Raw genomic sequence first — 15738 nt, 5'->3', positions numbered from 1 at the left:
CGGGTCACCAAACTGTCAGTCCGCTTTGATAGCTTGGGAGCGTGAAGATCGCCACCTGGAACGTCAATTCCCTCCGTGCCCGCGCCGACCGTGTGGAGGCCTGGCTGGAACGCAGCGACTGCGATGTCCTGGCCATTCAGGAGACCAAGTGCAAGGACGAGAACTTCCCCTGGGAGCTTTTCGAGCGCATGGACTATGAGGTGGCGCATTTCGGGTTCAGCCAGTGGAACGGTGTGGCCATCGCCTCCCGCGTGGGACTGGAGGACGTGGAGCGCACGTTCCCCGGTCAGCCGACGTTCGGCAAGGGCGGGGTGAACCCGGAGCAGGAGGCCCGTGCCATCGGCGCCACGTGCAACGGCGTCCGCGTGTGGAGCCTGTACGTGCCCAACGGCCGTGCCCTGGATGACGAGCACATGCCGTACAAACTCGAGTGGCTGGACACCCTGAAAGCGAACGCGGAGGCCTGGCTGGACACCGACCCCGCCGCCCAGATCGCGCTCATGGGCGACTGGAACATCGCGCCCCAGGATGACGACGTCTGGGACATCGATTTCTTCATCGAGGAGGGCCTCACGCACGTCTCCGCTCCGGAGCGCGCCGCCTTCCACGCCTTCGAAGAGGCCTCCTTCGCGGATGTCGTGCGTCCGCTCAACCCGGGCCCCGGCGTCTACACCTACTGGGATTACAAGCAGCTCCGCTTCCCGAAGAAGGAGGGCATGCGCATCGACTTCGTCATGGCGTCCCCGGCCCTCGCCTCCCGCGTGACCGGCGCCGTGATCGACCGTGAGGAGCGCAAGGGCAAGGGCGCCAGCGACCACGCCCCCGTGATCGTCGAACTCGCGGACTGAGCCATGCCCAGCGCGCGGCCGGGAAGCCGATGACCTTCTACGACTCCCCCATGGGGTTCCCCTACATCTCCGCCCTGCGCGTCTACCAGCCGCTCGACGCCTTCGGCGCCCCGCAGCGGCGGGCCATCGTCGCGCAGTACGGTGATCTGACCGAGCGCGCCATCCTGAGTGCCTCAGAGCTGCGGCAGATACGCGACGACGTCGAGCGCCGCGAGCTGCGCAGCACCCTTCACCGCCTCCTGCGGAAGCCCAACGACCCGTACCCGGGCAGCCGCGCCGAGCTCTCGCGCGCCCTCGCCGATCCCAGCGAGCGGGGTTCTCTGCTGTACTGCCCGAACCAGACGGTGCTCCGTTCCGCACTGGCCGCGGAGGAGCTGGCGGACGGGTCGAGTTCGGAGAGCCTGGAACGGATCGTCCCCGTGGACGCCACCGAACGGCATCAGGAACGGCTCAAGACCCTGGTGGACTCCGGTCTGATCGACTCGGATCTGCTGTTCACCCGCACCGCCACCTGGGGTGTTCCGTTCGCGTGGTTCATCTTCTTCCACGAGACGGACCGCCAGGAGATGATCAACAACCGGGACGGCAGCATCGCCACCCTGCGCCTCTACACGCCGGTGACGGAGGCGATCTCGCGCTCCCGCACCCTCGTGGCCGCTCTGTCCCTCGGCGCCCCGGAGCTGGATTTCCTGGACGAGATGACCCGCGTCGTCGCCTGGCTGGAGCGCTTCCACACCAGCAGTGTCCTGGAACTGGACTACGGCGCCCTCGCGGACCGGGTGTACCCGGACGACTCCCCCAGCGACGTCCGCATGGGCATCGAATGCCTCGCGGAAGGCGATATGACGGGCGCGGCGGCCGCGTATCAGCGCCTCATCACGCGCTGGGTGCCGCTGCGGCACCTCGGCCGCGCCAGCTGAGCCGCGCCAGCTGAACCTGCCCCGCGCCAGCTGACCCGTGCCGGACCCGCGCCGAGTAAGAGAGCTAAGTCAGCGGCGCCGTCGACGTCCGGCTCTTCAGTTCGAAGTCCGCGTGCACATCGTGGACGGACCCCGCCTTGCCGGCCAGCTCGTCGAGCAGCATCCGCGTCCCGAGCCGGGCCTGCGCCACCGGGTCCTGGGCCACCGTGCTCAGCCCCATGACCGGGGAGAACTCGTGGTCGTCGATCCCGATCACCGAGAGGTCCTCCGGCACCCGCAGCCCCCGGCGCTGCGCCTGCAGGATCACACCCATGGCCATCTCATCGGAGGCGCACATGAGCGCCGTCGGCTTGGGGCCGGGCCGGTTCCAGAGCTCGTCGAACGCCTCGGCGCCGCTCGCGAGGGTGAAGTTCCCCCGCACCTCCCATTCCGGGTGGTCCTCGACCCCGGCACGGGCGAGCTCTTCGTGGAAGCCGTTCACGCGGAGCTCGGGGACCTGGAAATTGAGGTCCTCGTCATCGTCCTGGCCGTGCAGGACCCCGATGTCGCGGTGCCCGAGGTCCAGCAGATGGCGGGTGGCGAGGGCCGCCGCTTCCACGTCGTTGATGCCGATGCTGGAGCAGCCCTCCACCGGCCCGCCCACCGCGACCAGCGGGATGTCGAGCCGGCGGAGTTCCTGGATCTCGTCCATGGACAGCGCCATGCAGAGCACCAGGAGGGCGTCGATGTGCTTGGCGACCATCGTCTTGCTGAAGGTCCGCTGCCGTTCCCCGGAGCGGCTGTCGAGGCTGAACAGGGACAGATTGTAGCCCTGCTCGTGGAGTTCGCGCTCCACGCCTTCCAGCGCCTTGTAGAAGAACCAGCGGTCCACGTACGGCGCCAGGACGCCGATGGTGCGGGTGCGGCCGGTCGCCAGGCCGGAGGCCGCGGACGAAGCGACGTATCCGAGCTCGGAGGCGACGTCCAGGATGCGCTGACGGGTCTGTTCGGACACGCGCGGGAGGCCTCGGACTGCCCGGGAGACGGTCGCCGTCGAGACGCCGGCCGCCGCGGCCACATCCTCGATGCTCACGCCATGATGCCCGCCACGGGCGGCACGCGCAGCCATGCAAGTCACACTCCTCAGGTTCCCCGAATCATGAATTGAACCACGCGTGCCATGTCACGTCACAGTCGATGACGCCCGACGCTCAGTTGCGACGGCCCATGGCTCGGGACGGCAGCCGCCTCCGGAGCCTGATGAGCCCCCAGACGGCGAGCACGGCCGCGAGCAGCCCCAGGGCCCAGCCGAGGGCCGGCTGTCCCGTGAGCTCCATCCAGACCGTGGTGCCGAAGAGGACCAGGGTCCAGAACCCCAGCATCCCCAGGACGATGTCCAGATCCTCGGCGCTGCGGAGGAGGCGACGGCTGGGCTTCCGTTCCGGCTCCTCCTGCGCCGGTCCTTCCCAGCCGCCCACGGTCCGTCCGCGGGCGACGGCGGCCCGCCGGCCGTCGTCGTCCGCGGAGGACTGCTGCTTGCTCACTTGACCGCGCCCGCGGTCAGACCGGCGACGATCTTGCGCTGGAACACGAGCACCAGGATGACCAGCGGGATGGTGACCACCGTGCCGGCGGCCATGACGGCCGTGTACGGCTCCTGGTGCGGCTGGGCGCCGGCGAAGGAGGCGATGGCCACGGTGACGGTCTTGGTGGAATCCACCGAGAGCTGGCTGGCGATCAGGAACTCGTTCCACGCGCCGATGAAGGTCAGGATCGCGGTGGTGAACGTCGCGGGCGCCGCCAGCGGAAGGATGACCTTCCGGAAGGCCTGGCCCTGCGTGCAGCCGTCGATCCGGGCCGCCTCCTCCAGCTCCCACGGCATCTCACGGAAGAAGGACGTGAGGGTGTAGACCGCGAGCGGCAGGGAGAAGGAGATGCTCGGGATGATCAGCGCCTGGTAGGTGCCCATCCAGCCGATCCCGGTGAAGAACTGGAACAGCGGGGTGATCAGGGCGACGGCCGGGAACATCGACGCACCCAGGATGAACCCGAGGACCAGTTCCTTGAAACGGAACTTCAGGCGGGCCAGGGCGTAGGCCGCGAACACGCCGACCACCAGGGAGATCACGGTGGTGATGCCCGCGACGATCAGGCTGTTCAGGAGGTTCTGGGCGAAGTGATTGCCCAGGCTCTCGTCGAACACGGTCCGGAAGTTGTCGAAGGTGACGTGGGTGAAGAACGGCGTGGGATCGAAGGTGAAGCCCACATCGCGGAAGGCCGTGACGATCATCCAGTAGAAGGGCGCGAGACACCAGACGAGGATGACGGCGGCCTGGAGGTACGTGCGCGCGGGCGCCCAGCTGAAGGCACGACGGCGCGTGGTTGCGGAGGCGGTGCTGACTGCGTTGCTCATGTCACTTCTTCTTCGGTGCGGCGGACTCCACGGCGTTGGCGCCGAGGAAGCGGACAAAGATGAATGCCACCAGGAAGATCACCAGGAAGGTGATGGTGGACAGCGCGGACGCCCCGTTGAGGCCCTGCCGGACCTGCTGCACCACCAGGATGGAGAGCGTGGTGGTGTTGTTGGCGCCGCCCGTCATGATGGCGGGCAGGTCGTACATGCGCAGCACGTCGAGGGTGCGGAACAGGATGGCGACCATCAGGGCCGGCCGGACCAGGGGAAGAGTGATCTGGGTGAAACGCTGCCAGGCGCTGGCGCCGTCCACCTTCGCGGCCTCGTAGACCTCATCCGGGATGAGCTGGAGACCGGCCAGGATCAGCAGCGCCATGAACGGGGTGGTCTTCCAGACGTCGGAGATGATGATGGCCCAGCGGGCGGGCCCTTCTGAACCGGTCCAGAGGATCTGCGTGCCGAAGAGCTGATTGATGATGCCGTCGAAGGCGAACATGAAGAAGAACAGCTTGGCCGTGACGGCGGTGGGGATGGCCCACGGGACGAGGACGGCGGCGCGGATGAGGCTGCGGCCCTTGAAGGCGCGCGCCATGATGACGGCCATCCAGAAACCGAGGATGGTCTCCAGGATCACCGTGATGATGGTGAAGAAGAAGGTGGTGCCCATCGCGTTCCAGAACTGGGAACCGAGGGTGCCGGGAGGGCAGGCCTGGCCGTTGCACTGCTGCAGGAGCCAGTGGACGTAGTTGTCGGCCCCGGCGAAGCCGCCCTGGACGAAGAAGCCGGTGGCCGGATCGAGGCCGGCGTCCTTCTGGAAGGACATGATGATGGCGTTGATGATCGGGTAGACGATCACCACGGCCAGCAGGATCAAGGTGGGCGTGAGCAGCGTGTAGGCCCAGCGGCCCTGCGTCACTTCGCGCCGGTCGGCGCTTTCCGCGCCGGCCAGGCCGGGTCCGCCTTTGGACCCTTTCCCCGCGCCGCCGCCGGTGGTGGTGCCCCGCGTCTGCGAGGGGGCATCTGTGGACATGGTGACTCCTCTGTGGTGTTCCCCTGGTCGATGGCCCCGCGCACGGGGCGATGGTGGGGGCCCGCCCGTGGACGGGCCCCCACCTGGTCGGCTACTTGGACGCGCTGGCCGCGTCGATGGCGGCTTGCATGTCGCTCAGTGCCTGGTCGACGGTCTTCTCACCCTTCAGGGCGGCGTAGGAGTTGTCCTGAACCGCCTTGGTGACTGCCGGGTAGAAGGGGGTCACCGGACGCGGGACCGCGTTCTGGATCGAGGTCAGCAGCGTCGGCATGTACGGGAGCTTGGCCACGATGGCCGGGTCCTTGTACAGCTCGGAGCTCACCGGGGCCAGGGAACCCTGGGTGGCGAAGAACTTCTGCTGCTCGTCCTGGATCAGGAAGGTCGCGAAGTCATGCGCGGTGGCCTTGTTCTTGGAGTACACGCTGATGGCCGCGCTGTGGCCGCCCAGCGAGGAGGCGCCGGGGCCGTCCTTGCCCGGGAGCGGTGCGACGCCGAAGGTGTCCTTCACCTTGGAGGCGCCATCGCTCTTGGCGAGGTTGTAGACGTACGGCCAGTTGCGCAGGAAGAGGAGCTTGCCGTCCTCGAACGCCTGGCGGCCCTGTTCCTCCTGGTAGGTGATGCCTTCCTTCGGGATGTTGCCGCTCTTGTAGGCGTCCACGAGCTTGGAGAGACCGGCCTTGGCCTCCGGCGAGTTCACGGTGGCCTTGCCCTGGTCATCGACGATCTTGCCGCCGAAGGTGTTGATGGCCTCGGCCGCGTTCACCGTCAGGCCTTCGTACTTCTGGTACTGACCGGCGTAGCAGCTCATGTTGTGCTGCTTCGCGATCGAGCACATGGACATCATCTCGTCCCACGTCTTCGGAGGCGTGGGGACCAGGTCCTTGCGGTAGTACAGGAGGCCGCCGTCCGAGGAGTTCGGCACGGCGTAGAGGGTGCCGTTGTAGGTGGCTGCCTTGACCGTGGCGGGCAGCAGCTTGGCGGTGTCCACCGCCATCTTGTCCTTGAGCGGCTGGAGCCAGCCCTTGGCAGCGAATTCCGCGGACCAGACGACGTCCACGGTCACGACGTCGTAATTGGCGTCGTTGGCCTGGAAGTGCTGGACCAGGTCGTCGTGCTGCTGGTCAGCGTTGTCGGTCTGTTCCTTGAGCGTGACCTTCTGGTCCGGGTGCGCGGAGTTCCAGCGGTCGATCGTGGGACGCCAGACGTTCGAGTTGTCCTTGCCGGTCACGAAGGTGATGGGGCCGCGTCCGTCGAGGCCCTGTGATGCGGCGTCGCTGCCGCCTCCTCCGTTGCCAGACCCACTCCCGCCGCCACAGGCGGTGAGGGTTACAGCCAGAACAGCGACCGCTGCGGCCGGCACAAGGAATTTACGTGGTTTCATTGCAGATGACTCCTCAGTGAGCGAAGCACGTCTTCCCAGTCGGGTTGATGTTGCGTAGATCACATTAGTAAGCTTCCATCGTCCGATGCAAGCGTTTACATAGAATCGTTAGGAAGGTTCTCCCGTGCCGCAGACCGCACCCGAATCCCACGAGGCACGCCACGGCACCTGGTGGTCCGACGCAGTGGTATACCAGGTCTATCCGCGCTCGTTCGCCGATGGGAATGGCGATGGCATGGGAGACATCCCGGGGGTCTCACAGCAGCTCCCTTACCTGGCCGAGCTGGGGGTCGACGCCGTCTGGCTGAGCCCCTTCTACAAGTCGCCGCAGGCGGACGCGGGCTACGACGTGGCCGACTACCGTGTGGTCGACCCGCTCTTCGGCAGCAACGAGGACTTCGACGCCATGCTCGACAAGGCCCATGAGCTGGGCCTGAAGGTGATCGTGGACCTCGTGCCCAACCACACCTCGGACGAGCACGTCTGGTTCCAGGAGGCCCTCGCCGCAGGCCCCGGCTCCCCGGAGCGCGCCCGCTACATGTTCCGTCCCGGCAAGGGCGAGAACGGTGAGATCGAGCCCAACAACTGGAATTCCATTTTCGGCGGACCGGCCTGGACCCGGACCACGAACGCGGACGGAACCCCCGGCGAGTGGTACCTCCACCTCTTCGACACCAAGCAGCCTGATCTCAATTGGGATAACGAAGAGGTCCGCGAAGAGATGCGTTCAGTCCTCCGATTCTGGCTGGACAAGGGCGTGGACGGCTTCCGGGTGGACGTGGCCCACGGCATGATCAAGGCCAAGGGGCTCCCGGACTGGGAAGGCGCCGCCGCCATGGTGGAAGGCTCGATCACCGAAGGCGAAGCCACCCAGGAGAAGGGCACCGGCAGTGGCCAGGACCTCTCCAAGGCGCCCTTCTTCGACCAGGACGGCGTGCACGAGATCTACCGCGACTGGCACCGCCTCCTCGCCGAATACCCGGGCGACCGGATGCTCGTGGCCGAGGCCTGGGTGGAGCCCGCCGAACGGCTGGCCCGTTATGTCCGGCCCGATGAGATGCAGCAGGCCTTCAACTTCGACTTCCTCCTGGCCGGCTGGGACGCCGAGCGCCTGGCCACCTCGATCGACGCCTCGATCGAGGCCGTGGCCGCCGTCGGGGCGCCTGTCACCTGGGTGCTGAGCAACCACGACACCGTGCGGCACCCCAGCCGTTTCGGCCTGAGCGATCCCACCACGTTCCCCAAGGGCATCGCGGCCGAGGACGAGCAGCCCGACGCCGCTCTCGGCCTCGCGCGCGCCCGCGCCGCCACCCTCGTGGAACTGGCCCTGCCGGGTTCCGCGTACCTCTACCAGGGTGAGGAGCTGGGTCTGCCGGAGCACACCACCCTCCCGGCCGAGGCGCGTCAGGACCCGTCCTTCTTCCGCACCCACGGTGAGGAGCGAGGCCGTGACGGCTGCCGCGTCCCCCTCCCGTGGACCGCGGACGCCCCCGGATACGGCTTCAGCCTGAACGGGCCGCAAGACGGCGCCCAGCCCTGGCTCCCCCAGCCCGAGTCCTTCGCGCAGCACGCCGCGGACGTCCAGCACGGCGTCGACGGCTCCACACTCGAGCTCTACCGCGCGGCACTGGCCTTCCGCCGCCGGCATGAACTCGGCCGGGGAGCCCACGTCTGGTCCGCCCTGCACGACCCGGCGAACGGCGTCGTGGCGTTCTTGAACAAGGGCGTGCTGGTGCTGACCAACATGGGCGACTCCCCCGTCGCGCTGCCTGCCGGATTCTCCCTGGCACTCGCCAGCGGCCCGGTCGAGGACAAGGTGCCGTCGGACACCACCGTGTACCTGGTCCCCAGCACGAGCTGAGGGAGGACCGCCCGCCGCGCACGACGACGACGGGCCACATGACGAGGGGCGGGCGCCGGAGCAATCCGGCACCCGCCCTTCGTGGTGTGCTGCTTCAGGCGGTGACTCTTACTTGTCGCCCTTGAAGAAGCCGGCGATCTTGGCGCCGAGACCCTTGGCGTTCTCCACCGCGTCCCCGGCGAATTCCTTGACGTTCTCGGCGGCGTCGCCCGCGAACTCCTTCACGTTTTCGACGGCCTCGCCCGCGAACTCCTTGACGTTCTCGGTGGCGTCGCCGGCGAATTCCTTGACGTTCCCCACAGCATCTTCCGTGAAGTTCTTGACGTTCTCGACGGCGCCGTCCACGAATTCGCGGGTGCCCTCGGGTGCGTTCTCGGCGGCGGTGTCGGCCGCGTTCTTCACTGCTTCGCCTGCGTTGTCCGCCGCGTTGTTGACTTCCTCGGCGCCCGGAATGTTCTCACTCATGATGACTCCTGCATGCTCGGTGGGTGTGCAAGCGCTGGTCGGCTGCTTGCCCGGTGTCAGGCTGACTCCACCTTCAAGCTAGACGGCGGACCGCCCGGGAGCAAGGCCGATACGGCATCTGACAGGGTCACCGGCGGGGCGACGTCTTCCTGAGACACACTGACGCGCCGCCAAAGAACCACATCCCGAGGTACCGCACCCGCCGAAAAACTCAGAGCACCCGTTCCTCGCGAGTGAACAGAGCCCGGGTCCCCGTCCCCAGGTGCAGCAGCACCGGGGTGTGCTGGCCGATGGCGGCATCCAGCCCCTGCAGGAGCACGCCGACCTCCCGGACCAGCTTCTGCGGCGACGCTCCCTTGCGGGGGTAGAGCCGGACACGGAGACCCGTGACGCCGCGGTACTGATACGTTCCCACTGACAGGCCCAGCAGATCGCTGCGGCCCGCGAGCGCGGCGCGGAGCATCTGCTCGGCGACATTGCCGCTGATGGTGACGTCACCCGGCGTCGGGGAATCGTCGGCACGGTCCACCAGGAGACTGACCCGGCCCTGGCCCTGAACCGAGATCCAGCGGACCGCAAGAAGTGCGATCACCAGCAGCACGGCGACCGCCACCAGGTAGATCCAGCTGCTGGCGAGCAGCGGCGTGGATTCGTAACTGCGATGGAACCACACCACCCAGTCCTTCGCCGCGGAGTGCCACGCCTGTGCCACCGCGGGGACGGCGGAGACCACCATCAGGAAGACTCCGGCAGCCAGGAGCAGCAGTCCCACCAGCCCGGTGAAGAAACGGTTGATCCTTCTCGGTGTGCCGTTCATGCGCCCACCACTCCCGTGCTCGCGATGTTGACCGTGACACCGGGCCGCGGTTCCAGGCCCATGTTTCCGAGTTCGTCCGTGACCGCCCGTTCCACGGCCTCCGGCGTCACCCGCAGTCCCGAGGTGGGGCGGACGTTCACGACCACCTGGGACTGGGCCACCGTCACCATGACCTGGGCCGAGGAGACATTCGCCGCGAGCCGGGCACGCCGCGCCAGGGCGGACGCCACCACTTCGTCGTCCACCACCACCGCGAGCGCGGGATGGGGCATGCTGTGCCGGGCCCGGCGGCCCGGGAACACGGCCACGAGCAGGAAGAACAGGCCGACCATCGCCAGCACGGCGCCGCCGAGGGCGAGGACCGGGGCGGGCCCGCCGGCCGGGAGACTCGCAATCCAGTCGAGGGCGAGGTCGGGATCGATCAGCCAGCCCGGCAGGCGGAACAGCGCCAGCACGGACTCCAGCATGAGGTAGACGCACAGTAGGATGACGAGGATCCCGGCCAGGAGGGCCGCGACGGACCGCGACGGCGTGAGCTCCCGGCGGGTGACCTCGTCGAGGAAGCGGCGTTCCTCTTCGGCGGACAGCGGTTCAGTGGACACGCTCGCTCACCTGACCCTTCCCGCGGTGCGGAGCACCACGCCGGAGATCCGGACGTCCACGCGGCTCAGCTCGGAGCCGCTCAATTGCATCACCCGTGCCCGGATGGCCGACTTGGCGTTGACGGCGCGGTCCCAGACACTGCCGCCGGCCAGCACCGAGGCATCCCTGACCACGTCGCCCAGCCCGGGGATGCTCACGGGGCTCACGACGCTCAAGGCGAGGAGGCCGTCGTCGTCGCGCCATTCGACGCGCACGTCCTGTGCCGGGACGTCCAGGGCTTCGGCGCAGGCCGCTTTCGCCAGGCTGGTGAGCGCCTGCGTGCTGAATCGGTTGTGGCCGGCCAGGACGCGCTCCTGCGGTGCGGGGGTCCCTGCCGGTGCCACGGCGGCGTCGGTCATGAGGAGGAGCGCCGTCCCGTCAGGGCGTCCAGAACCCGGCGGAGGTCGATCCGGCCTTCGGCCGCGCGGCCCAGGATGGCGCCGACGGCCATGAAGATGAGGGAGACCAGGAAGCCCCACCAGCCGAACTGGAAGGACATGAAGGCCAGGAAGGCTCCGATGGCGATACCGCTCAGGGTGTGGTTCATGGGACTCGCTTTCCTTCGACGACGACGGCGTCCGGCCCGGTCCCCTGCGCAAGCTCCTGCGGGGTCGGGGCGGCTGAGCCACGGGCGGTGCGGTTCTCCTGCTTGGCGCCGGGCAGCTGGACATCGTTGATCTCGATGTTCACCTCGATCACGTCCATGCCGACAAGGTCTTCGACCGCCTGATAGACGGCGGCGCGGACGGCATTGGCGATGTCGTGGAAGCGGTAGCCGAACTCGGCCACCAGGGTGAGGTCCACCGCCACCTGGGTCTCACCGACCTCGGCGCGCACGCCGGGGACGTGATCCGGATTGCCGACGGCGTCTCGGATGGCGCCCAGCGCGCGGGGCGTGCTTCCGGTGCCGAGGGCATGGACACCCGCGACGGCGCGTGCCGCGAGCCCGGCGACCTTGGCCACCGCTGAATCAGAGATCACGGTCCGTCCGCCTGCTGTGTGCTGCTCGAATTCAGAGTCCACTGTGCTCCCTTTCCCTTGGCCCCAAGCCTAGTACGCGAGGGGCCCCGGGCGAGCGAAGCGAGTTCGGGGAGCGTACTAGGCGCTAGTACGGGAGGGAGACAACGTGGGGAGCCCACCCTGCCGGAGCGGCCGCGGAACGGGTGTTTCCGGCACCGTGTGACGAGGCTCCCAGGATTTCTTCAGGAGCGTGGAAAAACCGCGGAATTCCAGGGTTTCTCCGGCAGTCATACCGCATCACAGAAGGCGTCTTGAGCGCCTCCGATTCCATCAAATTGCGTCAACGGGACTAAACTTGAACGTCATCGCGGGGCAGGACCCCGCACAGAAGTGCAAGTCGCAAGCAAATGACCTCCCTCAAGGAGAAGCCCAAATGCCCATAGACCCAGACTCACAGAAGACCGTGACGGCCCCTGGTGACCGACCCATCGAGGACGCCCGCGGCGCCCGCTCGGCCTTCGCCGGCGGCACCGACACCGTCGTCCCCGCTGCCGCACCGAGGCGCCCTGGGGGGCCCGCCCGCAAGTTCCGTCTTCCCAGCTACCGGCTGAAGGTCTCCGACGTCAACGTCGTCAACAAGCCGATGCTGAAGAAGGCCATCGGCGGCACGATCGTCGGCAACACCATGGAATGGTACGACGTCGGCGTGTTCGGCTATCTCGTGACGGTCATGGGTCCGGTGTTCCTTCCTGACGCCGACCCCGCCATCCGTACCCTCTTCATGCTGGGCACCTTCGCGGTCACGTTCGTCGCCCGCCCGCTGGGCGGCATCGTCTGCGGCTGGCTGGGTGACAAGGTGGGACGCCAGCGCGTGCTCGCCGCGACGCTCACCATGATGGCCGCCAGCACCTTCGCCATCGGGCTTCTTCCCGGTTATGCGCAGATCGGCGGTTGGGCTGCGGCCTTGCTGGTCACGCTGAAGCTGGTGCAGGGATTCTCCACCGGCGGTGAGTACGCCGGCGCCACCACCTTCGTGTCCGAGTACGCCCCGGACAAGAAGCGCGGTTTCTTCGCCAGCTTCCTGGACATGGGCTCTTACCTGGGCTTCGCCGCCGGTGCCGCCCTCGTATCCGTCCTTCAGCTCACCCTGAGCCCCGCCGACATGGAGGCCTGGGGCTGGCGCATCCCGTTCCTGCTCGCCGGTCCGCTGGGTGCGGTAGCGGTGTACTTCCGGAGCAAGATCGAGGAATCCCCGCAGTTCCAGGCCACCCTGGATGCCCAGGAGGCCAAGGTCAGCAGCGCCACGGAGAAGGATCCCACCACCAACACGGGCCCCATCACCCTGGTGAAGACCTACTGGCGCCAGATCATCCTCGCGATGATCCTCGCTGCAGCTGCCAACACCGTCGGCTACGCCCTGACGTCCTACATGCCGACCTACCTGACGGGTCCCATGGGATACGACGCCGTTCACGGCACATTGCTGACCATCCCGGTTCTCGTGGTCATGGCGGCCTGCATCCCGCTGACCGGGCGTCTGTCCGACCGGGTCGGCCGCCGCCCCGTGCTCTGGGTCGGCGCCGGCAGCACCATCGTGCTCTCGATCCCTGCCTTCATGATCATCGGAATCGGCGAAATCTGGTCGACCCTGCTGGGCCTCGCGCTGGTCGCGTTCCCCGTGACGTTCTACGTGGCGAACCTGGCGTCGGCGCTCCCGGCCCTGTTCCCGACGTCGAGCCGTTACGGCGGCATGGGCATCGCCTACAACTTCTCCATGGCACTCTTCGGCGGCACCACCCCGTTCATCGTGGCGGCTCTGATCGAGGCCACGGGCAACGACATGATGCCGGCCTACTACCTCATGGCCACCTCGGTGATCGGCGCCATCGCGATCTACTTCCTGCCGGAATCGGCACGTCGCCCGCTGCCCGGCTCCATGCCGAGCGTCGCGACCGAAGAGGAGGCCCGCGAACTCGTGGCCACCCAGGAGGAGAACCCGCTGCTGGATCTGGACTCCCTCCCCTTCGAGGACCGCCCCCTGGCCGGCGCCGGGAAGTAGCCCACGGCTCTGATCGACTGCTCCCTACGATGCCAGAAACACCCGGAAAAGGGGTGGAAACGGCATCGTAGGGAGCAGTCGATGTGTTTAACGAGGCGGTGTCAGGGCTGGGTGAGCGGCTCCCGCGCCGGACCCCGGGCGATCCGGACGAGCCGGGAGACTCCGAGGACGAGAACCGCGAGCAGCAGGAGATCGCGGACGGTCAGGACCAGGACCGCATGAACCTGGGCATGGACGATGGCCTGGAAGAGGACCGGGAACACCAGCAGGGTCACGGCGGCGGTCGCCATCACCAGCCAGGCCGCCCGACGCCACGCGATCCAGTCGTGCGCCAGCCCCGCCGCCACCACAGGTCCGAGCCACAGCACGAACTGGGGCGATCCCACCTTGTTGAAGACGATGAGCACGGCAGTGAGCGAGAGCGCCGTCCACAGCATCAACGCCGTGCGGTCGCCGTCGCGCCGGGCCACCGTCCGGAGTCCCGCGAGCGCGAGCGCCGCCACGGCCCCCACCGCGACCACGAGCAATGGCTGCATCAGGCCCGCCATCACTTCCGTGCCGGGCCCCTGGACCTCGAGCGAGCCGATCGCGACGTTCTGCACGGCCCGGGTTCCGTTCAGACCCAGTGCGGCGAGCCACATCCACGGCAGACTGAACGTCGCCTCGGCCTGCATCCCACGGTTCCCCTGGAAACCGAGGAAATCCAGGACATGAGGTCCCCAGTTCAGCACGACGGCGAGCAGCCCGGCGCCCAGCGACACGGCGACGCCCGCCGCGAGCACCGTCGCTCGGCGGCGCACCGCGATCAGCAGCGCCGTGACGACCGCGACGGGCCAGACCTTGATCCACGCGCCGACGGCCAGCAGGGCGGTGGACGCCCCCGGCGATGAGAGGCCGAAAGCCAGTGCCATCAGGACCAGCGGGGCCGTCACCCCATCGATCCGGGAGAAGGCCAGCACGCCCATGACCCCGGTGAAGAGGAGCCACCACCAGCCGGCGGCGACGCCCGCCGTCGTGTTGCTCCGCCGTGTCAGGGCCGCCAGCCCGAGGATGTTCAGCACGGCGACGACCACCGCCCAGACCGCGAAGAACCACCGCTCGCCCAGGACCTGCGCCAGCGCCATCGGGAGCGTCGCGAGGATGGGGTAGACCGTCGGCGCCGGGCCGTCCGCGGGCGCCACGGGCACGAATCCCGACGCCGCCCAGCCACGATAGATGGCGATGTCGCCGAGTGCGCTTCCCCGCCACGAATACACGATGGCGAACAGCACGACCAGGGCGTGGACGACCACAGCGGCGATCATCAGGCGTCGCGGAGAGCTCAGCCCCAGCCAGCGATTCCACGGCGTGTCCTGCAACGCCGACGAGGGACGGTCGAGGGGCTGTTCACGGCGAAGCACTGGTTCCGAGCTGTTCACCCGGCCATTCTTCCATCCACCTCTCTCATCGACTGCTCCATACGATGCCTGAAACGCTCGGAATGGGCGTCGGAACGGCATCGTAGGGAGCACTCGATGGTGAGACGTCAGGGCTGTTCCACCGGCCTCCGCGCCGGGCCCCGTGCGAAGCGCGCGGGCAGGAGCCTCGTCGCGGCCACCACGGCCTTGTACCGGAGGCTCGGAATGGACACGGCCTTGCCGCGGGCGTTGTCGGCCAGCCCGTCCCGCACCACGCGGCGGGCGTCGAGCCACATCCAGCGGGGCATGGCCGCCTTGTCGATGCCCATGCGCTGATGGAACTCGGTATGAGTGAAACCCGGGCACAGGGCGGTGACCTTCAGCCCGGACGGTCCGTAGTTCACGTTCGCCCAGCGGCTGAAGCTCAGCTCCCAGGCCTTGGCCGCGCCGTACGTGCCACGGGTCGCGAAGGCCGCGACGCTGGCCACGTTGATGATCCGGCCCGTGCCGCGCGGCAGCATCTCCTGCAGGGCCGCGTGGCAGAGTTCCAGCGTGGTCTGCACATGGAGCCGCAGGTGGTTCAGCTCGTCCTCGACCGGGTTCTCGTCGAAGGGCTTCTGCAGCCCGATCCCCGCGTTGTTCACCAGCACATCCACGGGCCGGGAGGCATCCCGCAGACGCGCGACGACGGCGGCCACCCCGGCGTCGTCCGTCAGGTCCGCGGGCAGCACCTCCACGGTCACGCCGTAGTCCCGCTCCAGGCGGCCGGCGGCCTCGGTGAGCCGCCCGGCGTCGCGCGCCACGAGGATGAGGTGGTGGCCCTCCTCGGCGAGCTGCCGCGCGAATTCCGCGCCCAGCCCCGCCGAGGCGCCCGTGACCAGGGCCGTGTAAGCGTCCGCTCGTGCCGTCATGACCCCAGGGTAACCCTCGCGGACCCCCGCGGAGCCGGGGCGATCGCCGCCCCGC

Annotated in this window: 17 protein-coding genes; 4 read left to right on the top strand and 13 right to left on the bottom strand. The window is 68.2% G+C overall.

What is annotated here, in order from left to right; translation table 11 throughout:
• Nucleotides 1-41 precede the first annotated feature (41 nt).
• Nucleotides 42-848, top strand: a complete 807-nt coding sequence (locus P9849_RS01940) for an exodeoxyribonuclease III (RefSeq protein ID WP_278268060.1) — start codon at nt 42-44, stop codon at nt 846-848.
• 29 nt (nt 849-877) lie between these two features.
• On the top strand, nt 878-1768 hold the full coding sequence (locus tag P9849_RS01935; RefSeq protein WP_278268059.1) for a hypothetical protein: 891 nt from the start codon (nt 878-880) through the stop codon (nt 1766-1768).
• 64 nt (nt 1769-1832) lie between these two features.
• On the opposite strand, the gene P9849_RS01930 is transcribed toward P9849_RS01935, so the two are convergent.
• The 5 genes from P9849_RS01930 to P9849_RS01910 form a co-directional block, all read right to left on the bottom strand.
• Complete coding sequence (locus P9849_RS01930; protein ID WP_278268058.1) at nt 1833-2876, bottom strand: LacI family DNA-binding transcriptional regulator; 1044 nt, start codon at nt 2874-2876, stop codon at nt 1833-1835.
• Nucleotides 2877-2958: 82 nt separating this feature from the next.
• Complete coding sequence (locus P9849_RS01925) at nt 2959-3291, bottom strand: hypothetical protein (protein ID WP_278269191.1); 333 nt, start codon at nt 3289-3291, stop codon at nt 2959-2961.
• On the bottom strand, nt 3288-4160 hold the full coding sequence (locus P9849_RS01920; protein ID WP_278268057.1) for a carbohydrate ABC transporter permease: 873 nt from the start codon (nt 4158-4160) through the stop codon (nt 3288-3290). The genes P9849_RS01925 and P9849_RS01920 overlap by 4 nt, the downstream gene beginning before the upstream one ends.
• A 1-nt stretch (nt 4161) precedes the next feature.
• Nucleotides 4162-5190, bottom strand: coding sequence for a sugar ABC transporter permease (locus tag P9849_RS01915; protein ID WP_278268056.1), 1029 nt, complete (start codon nt 5188-5190; stop codon nt 4162-4164).
• A 91-nt stretch (nt 5191-5281) separates the two neighbouring features.
• On the bottom strand, nt 5282-6571 hold the full coding sequence (locus P9849_RS01910; RefSeq protein ID WP_278268055.1) for an ABC transporter substrate-binding protein: 1290 nt from the start codon (nt 6569-6571) through the stop codon (nt 5282-5284).
• A gap of 235 nt (nt 6572-6806) precedes the next feature.
• On the opposite strand from P9849_RS01910, the gene P9849_RS01905 reads away from it, so the two are divergent.
• Nucleotides 6807-8432 carry a glycoside hydrolase family 13 protein gene (locus P9849_RS01905; protein ID WP_278269065.1) on the top strand — a complete coding sequence of 542 codons (1626 nt, stop codon included), beginning with the start codon at nt 6807-6809 and terminating at the stop codon, nt 8430-8432.
• Between the two features lie 108 nt (nt 8433-8540).
• Here the strand turns inward: P9849_RS01905 and P9849_RS01900 are convergent, their stop codons facing one another.
• From P9849_RS01900 to P9849_RS01875, 6 genes are all read right to left on the bottom strand, one after another.
• On the bottom strand, nt 8541-8897 hold the full coding sequence (locus P9849_RS01900; RefSeq protein WP_278268054.1) for a hypothetical protein: 357 nt from the start codon (nt 8895-8897) through the stop codon (nt 8541-8543).
• A 211-nt stretch (nt 8898-9108) separates the two neighbouring features.
• Nucleotides 9109-9714, bottom strand: coding sequence for a hypothetical protein (locus tag P9849_RS01895; protein ID WP_278268053.1), 606 nt, complete (start codon nt 9712-9714; stop codon nt 9109-9111).
• Nucleotides 9711-10316 (bottom strand): DUF6286 domain-containing protein, encoded by a 606-nt coding sequence (locus P9849_RS01890; RefSeq protein ID WP_278268052.1) that lies wholly within the window; start codon nt 10314-10316, stop codon nt 9711-9713. The genes P9849_RS01895 and P9849_RS01890 overlap by 4 nt, the downstream gene beginning before the upstream one ends.
• A gap of 6 nt (nt 10317-10322) precedes the next feature.
• Complete coding sequence (locus P9849_RS01885; RefSeq protein ID WP_278268051.1) at nt 10323-10715, bottom strand: hypothetical protein; 393 nt, start codon at nt 10713-10715, stop codon at nt 10323-10325.
• On the bottom strand, nt 10712-10903 hold the full coding sequence (locus P9849_RS01880) for a DUF2273 domain-containing protein (protein ID WP_066217277.1): 192 nt from the start codon (nt 10901-10903) through the stop codon (nt 10712-10714). The genes P9849_RS01885 and P9849_RS01880 overlap by 4 nt, the downstream gene beginning before the upstream one ends.
• On the bottom strand, nt 10900-11379 hold the full coding sequence (locus tag P9849_RS01875) for an Asp23/Gls24 family envelope stress response protein (RefSeq protein ID WP_278268050.1): 480 nt from the start codon (nt 11377-11379) through the stop codon (nt 10900-10902). The genes P9849_RS01880 and P9849_RS01875 overlap by 4 nt, the downstream gene beginning before the upstream one ends.
• A 370-nt stretch (nt 11380-11749) precedes the next feature.
• On the opposite strand from P9849_RS01875, the gene P9849_RS01870 reads away from it, so the two are divergent.
• Nucleotides 11750-13375: an MFS transporter gene (locus tag P9849_RS01870; RefSeq protein WP_278268049.1), complete on the top strand. Its 1626-nt coding sequence runs from the start codon at nt 11750-11752 to the stop codon at nt 13373-13375.
• Between the two features lie 101 nt (nt 13376-13476).
• On the opposite strand, the gene P9849_RS01865 is transcribed toward P9849_RS01870, so the two are convergent.
• Complete coding sequence (locus P9849_RS01865; RefSeq protein WP_278268048.1) at nt 13477-14793, bottom strand: glycosyltransferase family 87 protein; 1317 nt, start codon at nt 14791-14793, stop codon at nt 13477-13479.
• A gap of 107 nt (nt 14794-14900) precedes the next feature.
• On the bottom strand, nt 14901-15683 hold the full coding sequence (locus P9849_RS01860) for an SDR family oxidoreductase (protein WP_278268047.1): 783 nt from the start codon (nt 15681-15683) through the stop codon (nt 14901-14903).
• Nucleotides 15684-15738 lie beyond the last annotated feature (55 nt).

The sequence above is a fragment of the Arthrobacter sp. Y-9 genome (genome assembly GCF_029690065.1).
Classification (GTDB): domain Bacteria; phylum Actinomycetota; class Actinomycetes; order Actinomycetales; family Micrococcaceae; genus Arthrobacter_E.
This window is presented reverse-complemented; position numbering and strand designations above follow the sequence as displayed.

What these genes read in the sequence shown, in the direction of transcription:
- P9849_RS01905 (WP_278269065.1), top strand. Translation starts at nt 6,807, where the DNA reads ATGGGAGACATCCCGGGGGTCTCACAGCAGCTCCCTTACCTGGCCGAG.
- P9849_RS01915 (WP_278268056.1), bottom strand. Translation starts at nt 5,190, where the DNA reads ATGTCCACAGATGCCCCCTCGCAGACGCGGGGCACCACCACCGGCGGC.
- P9849_RS01870 (WP_278268049.1), top strand. Translation starts at nt 11,750, where the DNA reads ATGCCCATAGACCCAGACTCACAGAAGACCGTGACGGCCCCTGGTGAC.
- P9849_RS01930 (WP_278268058.1), bottom strand. Translation starts at nt 2,876, where the DNA reads ATGGCTGCGCGTGCCGCCCGTGGCGGGCATCATGGCGTGAGCATCGAG.
- P9849_RS01910 (WP_278268055.1), bottom strand. Translation starts at nt 6,571, where the DNA reads ATGAAACCACGTAAATTCCTTGTGCCGGCCGCAGCGGTCGCTGTTCTG.
- P9849_RS01935 (WP_278268059.1), top strand. Translation starts at nt 878, where the DNA reads ATGACCTTCTACGACTCCCCCATGGGGTTCCCCTACATCTCCGCCCTG.
- P9849_RS01885 (WP_278268051.1), bottom strand. Translation starts at nt 10,715, where the DNA reads ATGACCGACGCCGCCGTGGCACCGGCAGGGACCCCCGCACCGCAGGAG.
- P9849_RS01895 (WP_278268053.1), bottom strand. Translation starts at nt 9,714, where the DNA reads ATGAACGGCACACCGAGAAGGATCAACCGTTTCTTCACCGGGCTGGTG.
- P9849_RS01920 (WP_278268057.1), bottom strand. Translation starts at nt 4,160, where the DNA reads ATGAGCAACGCAGTCAGCACCGCCTCCGCAACCACGCGCCGTCGTGCC.
- P9849_RS01900 (WP_278268054.1), bottom strand. Translation starts at nt 8,897, where the DNA reads ATGAGTGAGAACATTCCGGGCGCCGAGGAAGTCAACAACGCGGCGGAC.
- P9849_RS01880 (WP_066217277.1), bottom strand. Translation starts at nt 10,903, where the DNA reads ATGAACCACACCCTGAGCGGTATCGCCATCGGAGCCTTCCTGGCCTTC.
- P9849_RS01860 (WP_278268047.1), bottom strand. Translation starts at nt 15,683, where the DNA reads ATGACGGCACGAGCGGACGCTTACACGGCCCTGGTCACGGGCGCCTCG.